The organism is Pseudomonas sp. 20P_3.2_Bac5 (assembly GCF_025466035.1).
Lineage (GTDB): Bacteria > Pseudomonadota > Gammaproteobacteria > Pseudomonadales > Pseudomonadaceae > Aquipseudomonas.
Map to the genome: position 1 here is coordinate 42,345 of NZ_JANLOA010000050.1, position 13,171 is coordinate 55,515.

Below are 13,171 nucleotides of genomic sequence, written 5' to 3' on the forward strand. Positions count from 1 at the left end.
CGCAGCGGAATCGGGGGCCGCAAGCGGCCCCCTTGGTGTTACAGGGCCGCCAACTGCTGGCTGAGCGACGGGCTGCCGGGCAATGCGGCCTGCGGGCCGGCGCCCTCGCTGCGCACATGCACCTTGATCAGCGCCTGGCGCCCCTGGGCGTCCTGACCGCGCAGTAGCAGTTCCAATTGGCCCACGCGTGCCAGTTGCCGGCTGTCGACGCGCACTTCGCCGGTGCGCGGGTCGAAGCGGATCCAGCCCGGCAGCGCGAGGCCGTTGGCCAGTCGCACGCTCACCTGAACCCGGCCGTCGCGGCTGAGGAAGAGGCCGCCCGGCAGGCTCAGCACGCTGTCGGCGCCTTGTTCGCGGGCTTCCAGGGTGACCTCGCTGCGCACCGCCTTGACCCCGTTGACCAGCGGGTCCAGCGCCAGCAGCGGATTGCCGGGCTGGATAAGGCGCTGGTCGCTGCGCGCCTCCGGCAGCTCGTCCGGCTCGGGCAGGCGGGCGATGTCCTGGCGTTGTTGCTCGAAGCGCCGTTGACTGTCCTGGACCTCGCGTAGCACCTGCTCGGCGTTCGCCGGCGTTGCCTGTGGCGAGGCCGGCACCTGGAAGCTGATCGGCTGGTCGGCGAACGTCGCCGGTTGCGACCAGCGCTCGCGGCTGTCCTGAAGGATGACCGGGGCGACGGTGTCGGGTGTTGGCGGGGTGACGGGGTCAACAGGATCAATCGGGTCTACCGGGTCAACAGGATCGACGGGGTCAACCGGATCCACCGGATCCACCGGATCAACCGGATCGACGGGGTCAACCGGCTCCACCGGGTCAACAGGGTCGACGGGGTCAACCGGATCCACCGGATCCACCGGATCAACAGGATCGACGGGGTCAACCGGATCCACCGGGTCAACAGGATCGACAGGGTCAACTGGGTCCACAGGATCAACCGGATCCACCGTCCCCACAGTCCCCGTCAGCCTCAGATCGACCGAGAACGTGCTGCTGGCAAGCGCACCATCGTTCAACTGCAGGATCAGACTGATGCGCTCGTCCGCGCTGCCCGTGGTATTGGCGTACGACAGTTGCCGCAGCAGGGTGTTGACCTGGGCGCTGCTCAGGGCGGCGTCGATGTTCAGGGTCATGGCGCCGTCCGCCGAGTGCAGCCGGGCCACGGCGACGCCGTCGAGCAGGATGACGCCGTTCTCCAGGCTGAAGCCGTTGCCGGCGATCAGGCCGAACTGGTCGGCGGACGAACCGTCGAACTCGCGGCGGATAGTCAGTCTGGCGCCCTGGTAGTTGCCCTGGCCGTCATTTCCAGCGTCCAGTTCGTAGTCGCTCAGGCGCAGGGTCGGAGCCAGGGCCACCGGCTGGCCGTCGCGGTGGTACAGCGGGTCGCTGACACCCGGCGCCGACAGCACGGCCACGCCGTCGCCCAGCGCCAGCACCTGGCCGTTGCTGCCCAAAAGGAGTTGCCCGGCGTTGCCCACGGCGTCGACCGCGCCGGCAGCCAGCAGCCCTTCGCGGGTGCTGTAGCGCTGGACGCTGCCGTTTTCCTGGGTGACATAGAGGCTGAGCCCGTCAGTGCTCAGCGCGATATCGCGAATGCCCTCCAGGGCGAAGCGTTCCGCGACGGTCAGGGTCTTGTTCGCGGTGTCCAGGCTCAGGCGCTGCACGCCGTTGGCGTCGGTGACGTACAGCGTCTTGCCGTCGGCGCTGACGGCCAGGTGCTGGACCTTGCCGAGTTCGACGAGCACGCCGGCGCTGTCCTTCTGGCCGTTGCTCAGGCCGGTCAGCACCGTCAGCCCGCCGTCGCTGCCGCGGCTGTAGACGATCACCGAGGGGCGCGCCTCATAGACGGTGGTGACGATCAGGTAGTTGCCGCTGACGCTGATCGCCGAGGGCAGCCAAAGGTGCGGCGGCGTGTCGCCGCTGGCTTCGATCACCTGCTTGAAGGCCAGGCTGCCGTTGTCCGCGCGACTGAAGACCATCAGCCCGGTGTCGGTCATGACATAGGCGAACTTGCCATCGGTCGACAGCTCGACCTGGCGGAAGCTTTGCCATTCGACGGACGCGTCGGTGTCCAGCACTTGCGCCAGGCTCAGCCCACCCTGGGCATCCCGCGCATACACCCGCAACTGCTGGTTATCGTTGGCCGAGACGAACAGGTGCTTGCCGTCGCTGCTCAGGCTCAGGTGCTGGATGCTTTTCACGCCCTCGGCGAGGGGCAGGCTGCTGACCAGGCTGACCCGCCCGGCGCTGTCCAGGCTGAACAACGCCAGGTTGCCCTGGGTGTCGGCGGCATACAGCAGTTTGCCGTCGGCGCTCAACACCGCGCCGCTCAGCTCACCCAGCCCGGCGAGGCTGGCGAGCGGGCGGGACAGGCTGAATTCGCCCAGCGACAGCAGCGGGTCGTCACCCACCACCGGGGTGTCATTGATCAATTGGGTATTGATCCGCACGTCCAGCGCCGCGGAGGTCAGCCGGCCGTCATTGAGGGTGATGCTGAAGCGCTGCACCGCGTCCGGGCTGTGGCTGGTGCTGGCGTAGGTGAGCTGATGCAGGACGTTGTTGACGTCTTCTTTGCTCGGCATGACCCCGGCGTCGTCGTTGAAGCGCACGGTGAGTGTGCCGTTGCCGATCTCGACGCTGCCGATGACCACGTCGCCCTTGAGCAGCTTGCCGTCCACCACCTTCAAGCCGTTGCCTTCCTGGAAGCCCAGGGTGTCGCCGGCTTTGACGTTGAGCAGGGTCACGTGCAGCGTGCTGCCCTGGTAGTTGCCCAGACCGTTGTTCAAGGCGTCGAGCTGGCTGTCGCCGATGCTCGCGACCGGCGCCAGCACCACCGCGCCTTCGCGCTCGCGGTAGAGCACGGCGGCGCCGCGGTTCTCCAGCACCGGCGCGGCGTTGGCAGCGGCCGCGCCGAAGGTGACGGTCACCGCCTGTTGCAGCGTGGTGAGGTAGTTGTCGGTCAGGGCGTAATCCATGTTTTCGCGGATTGCCAGGCTGATCTGCCGGCTGCCGGTGTTGTCGCTGCCGTGGTTGTAGAACGCCAGGCTGTCGATCAGCGTCGCGGCCTCGCTGGCCGAGCGCATGACGAACAGGTTTAGGCGCGTCACGCCGTTCTCGCGGATGACCTGGTACTGCAAGCCATTTGGCAGGGTGTAGACGTTGGTGTCGTCCTTGGTCGGGTCTTCGCCGCGGTTGTCCAGGTAGATCTTCTGGCCGAGCACGCTGATGACGTCGTGCTGGTTGATCGCGTCGAGGGTCAGCACCACCTGGCTGACCAACTGGCCCGCCTCGATGGTGTCGATGCGGGTCTTGTCGAACAGTTGCACCGGCGCGCCGAGGTCCGCCAGGGTCGGGTTGAGCACGCTGCTGTCGAGGATCGCCGGGTCGTTCACGCCGATCAGCGTCACCGCGACGGTGAGTACTGCACGGTTGCCATCGCCGTCGAAGAACACCACCTGCATCTTCACCTGATCGCCGTTGTGGGTCGGGTCCTGGCTGACGTTGCGGTAGTCGAGCTGACGCAGCGCCTGCTGGGCATCGGCCTGGGTCACCGTGCCGGTGAAGGTCAGGGTCAGGCGGCCGCCCTGCTGTTGCAGCGTGGCGATAACCGCGCCGTCCTTGAGGATCTGGCCGTTGGCCTGGGTGAAGCCGTTGCCCTCGGTGAAACCGAACAGGTCGTCGCTGGACGCACCGCCCTGGCGAGCGATCTGCACCGATGCGTTCTGGTAGTCGTCGCGCTGGTCCAGTTGCAGGTCGCTGACCGTTGCGCTGGGCAGCAACGGCACGGCGGCATCGCCTTCGGTGACGGTCAGCGCGCTGACGCCCAGGCGCAGGTCGAGCACGCTGGCGTCCCATTGGCCGCCGACCAGGTACAGGCTCTGGCCGTCCGCGCTCAGGCTGAGGCCGACCAGTTCGTTGTAATCGCCCTTGAGCGGGTGCGCTTCGCCGAGCAGCAGGCCGTCGCTGTTGCGGGCGTAGCCGGCCAGTGTGCCGCCGCCGGCGATGAACAGGGCGCTGCCGTCCGCGGTGACCGCCAGTTCGCTGGCCTGGCCGTCGACGCTCTGGCTGGCGAGCAAGCGCAGGCTGCCGTCGCTGCCCAGGGCCAGGATGCGCAGTTGCACGTCGCCGGCGTCCTGTTTGTCCAGGGCGTAGATGAAGCGGCCATCGGCGCTGAGGGTCATGGCGCTGAGGTTGTGCAGGGTGCTGCCGTCATTCAGGCCGACGCGCGCCACTTCGCTGAGGCTGCCGTCGCTGCCGATGCGCAGGGTGACGAGCAGGTCCTGGCCGCCCACGCCACTGACCAGCAAGAACTCGCCGTCGCTGCTGAGCAGCAGCCGCTGCGGGCTTTCCAGCCCCTGGACGCTGGTGGCCGGGGCGACTTGCGTCAGGCTGCCATCAGCCGCCTGACGCAGTTGGAACAGGCCGGCGCTGGTGGCCAGGTAGAGGGTGTCACCCTGCTGGGCGAGATCGACGATGGCCGGCAGTTCTTCGCCGAGGCTGTCGCCGGCGAACGTGGACGCCAGGTGCAATTGGCCGCTGCCGCTATCGCGGGCAAACACCAGCAGGCTGTTGCTGGTCCCGGACAGCACGTACAGCCAGTGCTGGTCGGCGCTGATCAGCACCTTCTCGGCACCGGCCAGCGTGGCGGCGTCGCCGTTCAGGCTCTGCACCAGGCTCAGGCGGCCTTCGCTGTCGCGGGCGAAGACGCTGAGGGTGGCTTTGCTGGAGTCGTCCCAGTGGACGCCGTCGCTGATCACATAAAGGAACTTGCCGTCGGCACTGAGCAGGCTGTCCCGGGGCGCCTCCAGCAGGTTGCCGAGGTTGTCGTCGTTGTTGCCGACGCTGTCGATCAGTTCCACATCGGTCATCGCGCCGCCTAGCGCGGGGCGCTGGTCGGGCATGGCCTGGACTTCCAGTTCCAGGCTGATCACCTGTTGGGCGCCACGGGCATCGGTGACGGTCAGGGTCAGTGCATGCACGCCCACCGTGCCGTCGACCGGGCTGCCGCTGAGCAGGCCGGTGGCCGGGTCGAAGGCGAGGCCCGCGGGCAGGCCGTCGAGGCGGAAGGTGAGGGCGTCGCCGTCGCTGTCGCTGAACCGCTCCAGGGGCAGGCTGAGGTTCAGGGTCTGGCCGATCTCGACCGGCGCCAGCGCGGCCAGCGGCGCGCTGATCTGCGGCGCGTGGTTGACCAGCACGACGATCGCGCGCTCGGTCTGCTTGACGCCGTCATTGAAGCGGATGCTCAGGTTCAGTTGCTGGTCCGTGGCGGTCGGGCCGGCGACGTAGTTCAACTGGTGGAGGATCTGGTTGGTGACCTGGCCGTTGACCGCACCGGTCAGGGTCACGGTGAGGGTGCCGGCGCTCTGCACGAAGGTCGCCACGTGTTGACCATCGAGGAGGATGCGCTGGCCGTCGAGGCTCAGGCCGTTGCCGGCGCTGAAGTCGAAGCGGTCGGCGGCGTTGGCGCTGGTGGCGCGGGCGAGGGTGATGACCAGGCCCTGGTAGCTGCCGAGCGCTTCGTAGTCGACGTCGCTCAATTGCATGCCGGCGGCGACGTGGGTCGGGGTGTTTTCGTTCCAGTGGGCGTTGTAGCGGGCGGCGATGATGTCCACGCCGTTGTTGACCACATAGGTGCCGTTGTAGAGGTGTTGGCCGTCCGGGCTCAGGGCCAGGTAGCCGCTGTTCTTCGACAGGCCGCTGATCATGCTGTTGTAGGTCAGCAGGCCGGTGTTGGTATCGCGGTTGAACAGCATCACCCCACGGTTGTTGGCGGTGGCATAGACGGCGGTGCCGTCCGCCGAGATGGCCAGCTCGCGCATGCTGGTGGCGTTGCTGTAGGTGTAGGTGTAAAGGGCGCCGATAAAGGTCAGCTTGCCGGTGGCGGCATCGCGGCTGAAGGACGAGATCATCGTCGCGTCGACGGAGTTGACATAGACCGAACGGCCGTCGGCGGAGATCACGATATCGGTGGCGTTCAGGTAGCGGGTGTCAGTGCTGGTACGTGGCGCGCTGTCGGGGTCGGCGGTGATGCTGGCGACGGTCACCCGCTCGACGAAGGTCAGGCGCCCGGTGTCCGCGGCGCGGGCCAGGACGGTGATGCTGCCGTTGCTGTTGGAGACGTACACCGAGGCGCCGTCGCTGCTCAGCACGATGCCGCTGGGGCGGGGCATCTGCGTGGTGTCGTAGTAGTGACCGAGGTAGGTCAGCGCGCCGCTGGCCGGGTCGCGGGCGTACATGCCGAGCACCGCCTTGCCGGTGCTGGTGAAGCCGGCGGTCATGCCGTTGATGGTGTACAGCGAGGTGCCGTCGGCGGAGATGACGATGTCGGTCACCGGGCCGTCCAGGCGGACTTCCGTTACCGCTGGCGTGACACTGCTGTCCGCCGCGCGGACGACGTCGTTCTGCACCGCGGCGATGCCGGCGTAGGTCAGCAGGCCGCTGGCCGCATCGCGGCTGAAGCGCACCAGGGTGCTGTAGCCCTTGGCGCTGTCGAAACCGGCGACGTACACCGAGAGGTTGTCGCCCGCCGCCATCACGCTGGTGATGCGGCCCAGGCCATCGACTTCGATGTCGCTGGTGGCCGGGTTGTCGCTGGCGCCCTGGGTGAAGCTCTGCAACAGGGTCAGGGCACCGCTGCTGGCATCGCGGGCGTACACCCGCAGGTAGCTCGTGCCGTTGAGGTTGCTGCCGGTGGTGCCGGCCAGCAGCAGGGTCTTGCCGTCGCCGCTGATCTCGATGGCGTTGACGTAATCGCTGTAGCCACTGAGGGTGCCGTTGGCGTAATACAGGGTGGCGACCGGGTCGACCTGTTCGGTGACGGTCGGCGCGGTGCCGGTGTTGACGGTCAGGCTGCTGCTGATCTGCAGCGCGCTGGTGTCGCTGCCACCGCCGCCGGTGCCACCGTTGTCCTGCACGCTGGAGAGGGTGACGCTGCGTTGGCCGCTGACCGCCAGCGGGTTGTCGTTGCGGTAGCCGATGCCGTTGACCAGGGTCTGCAGGGCCGAGGGCGCCAGGCCGGCGGCGCTGCTCAGGACCAGCGTGGCGTTGTCGCCGTCGACGGTGTAGGTGTACGTCATGCCGTTGGCGAGGGTGCCGCTGGCGGACTGGCCGAGGGCGATGGCGGTGTTGTCCACCAGCACGAACTCGTTGCTGGCGCCGGCCACGCCGCCGAGGGTGAGGGTCAGGCGGCTGATGCTCTGGCCGGCTTCGCCGGTGTTGACCTGGGCGTCCTGGAACAGCTTCACCAGGGTGCCGTGGGTGTCGTAGACCGGGTTGACCACCGTGGTGGCGCTCAGTTGCGGGGCGCTGTTGAGGGTGATCAGCAGGCTGACACGCTGTTCGCTGCTGTCCAGTTGGCCGTCGTTGGCCACCAGGCGCAGTTCTACCTGGCCGCTGCTGGTGGTGTTGCGGTAGATCACCTGTTGCAGCAGGGCATTGGCCTCGGCGCGGGTCAGCGCGGCGCTGATGCTCAGGGTCAATTGGCCGCCGTTCTGCACGAAGCGTCCGATTTCCACGCCGTTGCGCATCACGGCCTCGCCGTTGAGGCTGATGCCGTTGCCGGCGGCGAAGGCGAACTGGTCAGCGGCATTGGCGCCGCCGACCCGCTCGACCGTGACGCGCATGCCGCTGTAGTCGCCAGCGCCGGAGGCCAGCGCATCGGCGTTGCTGTCGCTGAGTTTCAGGCCCTGGCCGAGCACCAGGTCACTGGCGCTGAGGTAGGTGCGCACGTTGGTGAAGCGGCTGACACCGGTGCCGGCCACCAGCATCGATTGGCCGTCGGGGCTGGCGACCACCGCCTTGGCGCCGACCACGCTCTGGCTGCCGGTTTCGTTGAGCAGGCCGCTGCTGGCGTTGACCTGATATTGATGCAGCGTGCCGTCGGCGCTGGTGGCGTAGAGCTGGCTGCCGTTGGCGCTGAGGGTCAGGCCGTTGACCTGGGCCAGCGCGATGCTGTCGATGCGCACCAGGCCGTTGCTGCCCAGTTGATAGACCTGAATCACCCCTTGCTCGCTGTCGCCCAGGTAGATGAACCGGCCATCGGCGCTGGCCGCCAGGCTGTGCTCGGTGGTGCCATCGAAGCTGCCGTCGGTGGTGTAGGCCCAGCCCAGGTCGACCACCGACAGGCGATCGTTGCTGCCGCGCTTGAGAATGGTCAGGGTGTCGCGGGAGACGAACGAGTCCGGGTCGAGCACCACGTAGACATAGTCGCCGATGCTCTGCACCAGCTTGGCCCGGCCCGACTGCAGCGTGCCTTCATCGAGGGTCTGCACGGCGCTGGTGCCGATGGCGCCCGTCAGCGGGTCGCGGCTGCGCACTTCGAGGCCGCCGTAGAGGGTGGTGATGTAGACCTGCTTGCCGTCGTCCGACAGCGCCAGCCCGCGCACGCTGCCGATGCTGGTGCCCTGGATGCGGCTGAGGCTGCCGTCCGCCGCTACCTGGAAGGTGTGGAGGGTGTCGCTGCTGGCGCTGTAAAGGAACTTGCCGTCCTTGCTCAGGGCGACATCCACCAGTTCGGTCATCCCGGTGGGCGCGGCGAGGTTCTGCACCAGGCTGAGCATGCCCTTGCCGTCGATGCCGTAGACCAGCAGCCGGCCATTGTCGGCGGCGGCATAGAGAAACTTGCCGTCGCCGCTGTAGATCGCCTCTTTCAGGGTGATGCCGCTGGTGGTCAGGGACTGCGCCAGGTCCAGCGGGTTGTCGCGTTCCAGCAGCGGCGCGCGGTTGACCCCGCTGACCAGATTGACCGTGGCGCTGATGTTCAGCGTGGTGCTGTCGCCGCCACTGTTGTCGTCGTTGATGTCGCTGACCTGGGTCAGGCTGATGGTGCGGCTGCCGTTGTCCGGGGTGCCGTCGAGGGTCTGGAAGCGGATGCCCTCCACCAGTGCCTTGACGTCGGCGGCGCTGTTGGCGGCGCTGGAATCGAAATTGATGTCGAGGGTGGTCATGCCACCGCTGTTGCTGACGGTGTAGCTGTAGAACTTGCCCGCCGTCTCGCCGCTCGGCGTGCCGTCCAGCAGGATCTGCGTGCCGTCGACCAGCAGGGCCTCGTGGGTGCCGCTGCTGTTGATGGTGATGCGCAGGTTATCGAAGTGCTGGTCGCTGTCGTTGGTGTTGGCCAGCACATTGCTGAACAACGGACCGCCGCTGACCGCGCCCTCGGTCACGGTATGGGTGACCTGCGTCGCCTCGGCGCTCAGGCTCGGCGCATGGTTGGCCGCGGCCTGCTGGGCATCGGCCTGGTCGGCGGTCTGCACCGCGGTGGTCACCGCGGCGGCGTCGAACATCATCCTCGGTTCGAGGGCCAGTGCCAGGCTGGTGTGGGGCTTGCGATTGCGGGGGCGTGACGCACTCATGGCATGTCCTTGTCGGGAAGCGGAAAGAGGGGACTCAGTCGATCAGGCGCACGAAGCGCTCGTGCTTGATCCTGTTGGCGATCTCGCGCAGCAGGCTGCGTAGCTGGGCTTCACCGTCGCCGAAGTTCTCGGCATTGGCGAAGGTCATGCTGCCGTCCTGGGCGCAGACGCGCAGGCCGGGGCCGGCGACGCGGTCGAAGAGGCGGCGGCCGAAGTCGTTGGGGTCACCGGGGCGAACCCCGAGGAAATGAAACTTGAGGCCGCGGGCGACGAAGCTGTTGCACAGGTTCATGAAGCGCCGGCCGGCGATGTCGTTGGACGACACCGTGGAGTTCTCGCCGTCGATGGCCTGGCCCACTTCGGCGTTGTACGCATCGGTGTCGAACCAGTTGCCGGTGGTGTTGGCCAGCATGACCATGATCTTCACGTTGTCGCCCTGGCGGTCGGCGTTGAAGTCCAGCGGCAGGCGGCTGTCGCCCCAGCCGGCGGCGCCGCGCATTTGCGGCGAGAGGCTGGCGGCGGCCCAGCCCATGGCGATGGCATAGTTGGTGTTGAAGCGGGTCGAGAACTCTTGCACGCGGCGCTCGATGCGCGTCATGTCGCGGGTCAGCGGCAGCAGGGCGGCGGCCGGGCAGCCACGGTCGGCGACCATCCAGCGGGTGTCGTTGACCCCGGTGGCCTGGCCGAAGTCCGGGTTGGGGCCGGTCCAGGAAATCGCCGGCGCGCCGGGGCTGCCGTTCTCCGGCAGGTCGTGACGGTAATGGACCTTGAATTGCCCGGACGGCGCCTGGTCCCAGAAGTAGTTCTGGCCCTGGCCGAGGCCGCGGTACATGCACAGCAGGTTGGCGCGGCGGTCGGGAATGCGCTGGTCGGCGAGGCCGCTGTAGCCGGTGCGGAACAGCGAGCGCAGCTCCACCGGCGTCAGTGCGCCGGGCGCCGCCCAGCGGCGGATGCGCCCGCTGTCTTCGCTGCTGTAGACATTCACCGACTGGCTGTAGGGCACCAGGGAAATCCAGGTCTGGCCGTCGGGACGGGCGCCCAGCACCTGCTCGGCGAACTCGCGGACCAGGCGCCGCAAGGCGGCGAGGTCGCGGGCCTGTTCGCTGAGGGTATTGGGGATCACCAGGGCGATCTCCACGGGACGATTGACCACCTCCACCGTGGAGCTGACTTGCATGCGTTGCACCGGCGCCTGCAACAGTTGCGACTCGGCGCTGTAGGCGGCGCTGACGGTAATGCGCACCACCCCTTCGCCGTCGCGTTGCTGGGTGAGGTTGATGTCATCGCCGCCGACCTGCTCGCGCAGGGCCAGGTCGGTGCCGAGGTTGGCCTGCACCATGGAGGTCGCCAGTTGCTGCATCTGCTGCTGGCTGAGGCTGTCATCGAGCAGGCGCTGGTTGCCCACGGCCATGGCCGCGGCGTCGGTGGCGCGCTTGAGCTGGGCGGTGTTTTCCAGGGCGCGGCTCTGGTCGATGACGTAGGCGGTGGCCATCAGCGCACCGCCGAGCACCAGAATCGCGAAGGGCGCGACGGCCCCCTGTTGTTGCCGGGCGAAATGACGGAGCCGGGTGGCGAAGCGGGGGAGAGCGGGCATGGCGGGACGGGTTCCTGCGCAGTGAGCGGGCCGGATGTGCCTCGGCCGAGGGTGGCGACAAAGATAGGAATCGTTCTTGTTAGCGGCAATCGTTGCATCATTAAGATTGCTTAAGGGTGGGGGCATCGCGAGCAAGCTCGCTCCTACAAGGTCCGGGGCACGTCGCCTCTGTAGGCGCGATTTTGGCGGGGCGCCGAACCCTTGGGATGTGGCCCTCTAACCCCGCTCCGGCCGCGACCAGATAAACACCGCGCCACAGCCCATCCCGCCCCCCGCACACAACACCAGCCACAACGGCGGCTGGTGCCACAGCAGCAATCCCAGGCACAGCAGCATCGCTACGCTGGCGACCACTTTGCTCCGCCGGCTGATAAACCCGCCCGCCCGCCAGTCGCGCAGCAGTGGACCGAACAGGCGGTGCTGTTCCAGCCAGCGGTTCAGGCGCGGTGAGCTGCGCGACGCGGCCCAGGCGCTGAGCAGGACGAACTCGGTACAAGGCAGCCCCGGCAGGACAGCGCCGAGTACCGCCATGCCGAGGCTGGCCCAGGCCAGCAGCAGGTATGCCAGGCGCTTGAGCCCGCGCGCCTGGGGGACGGTCTGGCTCATTCGTCTTCCTGTGGGTCGAGTTCGCGGGTCAGGACGTCGTCCAGGGTCGGCGTGCCGTGTTGCAAACGGCTGATGGCCTGGACCTCGATTTTGTCGCTGCCCAGCAGGGCGTAGCTCAAGGCCAGAGCGTCGACGGTGGCGCAGACCTGCACCACCACCACCGGCACGTTGCTCAGGGTCTGTTCGTCATCGGCGCGCAGCGCCTCGGGGAACGCGCCGGTAAAGCGCGAGCCGGCACTGTGCCGTTCGCACACGCCCTGGACTTCGCCGCGGTACAGGGGTCGCCAGTTCATGCTGCGGTCGCTCTCGACCTTGCTGATGATCAGTTCGAACGGTGTGCGGTTCATGCTGGTGGCGCGCTCGACCAGGGCTTGCACGCCGTTGTTGTCGAGGGTGCTCTGCACCCCCAGCACCGAGGCGATGGTGTGCGCCGACTGCTCCATGTAGCTGCGCGCCTGGTGCAGGTTGTAGAGGTCGGCGGCGAGCAGGGTGACGCCGATCAGCACCGGGAACACCAGCACCGTTTCCAGCAAGGCACTGCCGCGCTGGGAGTGTTTGCGCTTCATTGGCTGTCCTCGTTGTCCGGGTCGCTTGGCAGGTTGCCGAGGAGGTGGCGGTATTGGTACTGGTAGCCGTCGCCGAGGCCGAACAGGCCGGGGAAGACGGTCATGTAGTCCTGCTTGAGGTCCACGGTGACGCTCAGGATCGGCGGCGAAAACACGGTGTCCAGCGGCGTCTCCACGCCGGCCACGGCATCGCTGCCGGTCTGGCTGGCGCTGCTGGTGCCGCTGGCGCCCGGACGCGATTCGCCGTACTGGCGCAGGTTGTCGAACGGCAGCACGTCGACCTTCAGCTCGCCCGCCTCGATCAGCCCGAAGCTGCGCGCCTGCATGCGTTCGGCCAGCCGCTGCTGCAGGTCGCTGGCGCCGAGCCGGTAGTAATCCGGCATTTCCCGCAGGCGCTGCACGGCGTGTTCCAGCGCCAGGTTGCCGGCGCCGATGACCAGGGCCATGTGCGCCAGTTCGAACAACATCATCAGGCCGAACAACAGCACCGGCAGGATGAACGCGGTTTCCACCGCGGTGACACCGTCATCGGCGCCGCGCAAGCGACGCAGGGCAACGCGCAATTTCATCGGCGCTCTCATCGACAATCAGTCCCGGCTGGCCAGTTTCAGGGGTTGCTGGCTGGCGGCGAGCAGTTCGCTGTCCACCGGCGCGCCGTTGGCGATGCGTTCGCGGGTGGCGCGGAAGCGCTCGAGGATGTCCTGGGCGTAGTGCGGCTCGAGGTTTTCTTCGAGGATGCGCAGGGCGGTGTCGTCGTGGCCGTCCAGCACCCAGGCCAGGGCCAGGTTCAGTTGCAGGGCGACTTCGCCGCTCTGCCGCGCACCGTTGAGCAGGCCGATGGCCTTGCTGCGTTCGCCGTCGGCCAGCCAGCTCAGGGCCAGGTTGTTGGTCGCCGGGCTGTAGCCGGGTTCCAGCGCCAGGGCTTGCTGGAATGATTCGCGCGCCGCCGGGCGCTGGCCGAGCAGGGTCTGCGCCACGCCGAGGCCGTTGAGCAGTTGCGCGCGCTGGCTGGGTTCGCCTTCCACCTTCAATGCGCAACTGAAGTTCTGTTCGGCGCT

The 13,171-nt window shown here is 67.7% G+C and carries 6 protein-coding genes; all 6 read right to left on the reverse strand.

The features are described from left to right. Positions 1–38: 38 nt before the first annotated feature. Positions 39–9,347 carry a beta-propeller fold lactonase family protein gene (locus NTD88_RS08750; RefSeq protein WP_262155132.1) on the reverse strand — a complete coding sequence of 3,103 codons (9,309 nt, stop codon included), beginning with the start codon at positions 9,345–9,347 and terminating at the stop codon, positions 39–41. Positions 9,348–9,381: 34 nt separating this feature from the next. Next, positions 9,382–10,941 (reverse strand): TadE/TadG family type IV pilus assembly protein, encoded by a 1,560-nt coding sequence (locus NTD88_RS08755; RefSeq protein WP_262155133.1) that lies wholly within the window; start codon positions 10,939–10,941, stop codon positions 9,382–9,384. Between the two features lie 216 nt (positions 10,942–11,157). After that, on the reverse strand, positions 11,158–11,547 hold the full coding sequence (locus NTD88_RS08760) for a YbaN family protein (RefSeq protein WP_262155134.1): 390 nt from the start codon (positions 11,545–11,547) through the stop codon (positions 11,158–11,160). Next, a complete protein-coding gene (locus NTD88_RS08765; protein ID WP_095158844.1) occupies positions 11,544–12,113 on the reverse strand; it encodes a TadE/TadG family type IV pilus assembly protein in 570 nt (189 codons plus the stop codon). Before NTD88_RS08765 ends, NTD88_RS08760 begins: the two co-directional genes overlap by 4 nt. Further along, positions 12,110–12,682, reverse strand: a complete 573-nt coding sequence (locus NTD88_RS08770) for a TadE/TadG family type IV pilus assembly protein (RefSeq protein WP_095158845.1) — start codon at positions 12,680–12,682, stop codon at positions 12,110–12,112. The genes NTD88_RS08765 and NTD88_RS08770 overlap by 4 nt, the downstream gene beginning before the upstream one ends. 18 nt (positions 12,683–12,700) lie before the next feature. Next, positions 12,701–13,171, reverse strand: a 471-nt coding sequence (locus tag NTD88_RS08775) for a hypothetical protein (protein WP_262191723.1), incomplete at its 5' end; no start/stop codon positions are given.

Bases quoted from the DNA above. Each gene is read 5' to 3' on its own strand.
- NTD88_RS08765 (WP_095158844.1), bottom strand. From the start codon at position 12,113: ATGAAGCGCAAACACTCCCAGCGCGGCAGTGCCTTGCTGGAAACGGTG.
- NTD88_RS08760 (WP_262155134.1), bottom strand. From the start codon at position 11,547: ATGAGCCAGACCGTCCCCCAGGCGCGCGGGCTCAAGCGCCTGGCATAC.
- NTD88_RS08770 (WP_095158845.1), bottom strand. From the start codon at position 12,682: ATGAAATTGCGCGTTGCCCTGCGTCGCTTGCGCGGCGCCGATGACGGT.
- NTD88_RS08750 (WP_262155132.1), bottom strand. From the start codon at position 9,347: ATGAGTGCGTCACGCCCCCGCAATCGCAAGCCCCACACCAGCCTGGCA.
- NTD88_RS08755 (WP_262155133.1), bottom strand. From the start codon at position 10,941: ATGCCCGCTCTCCCCCGCTTCGCCACCCGGCTCCGTCATTTCGCCCGG.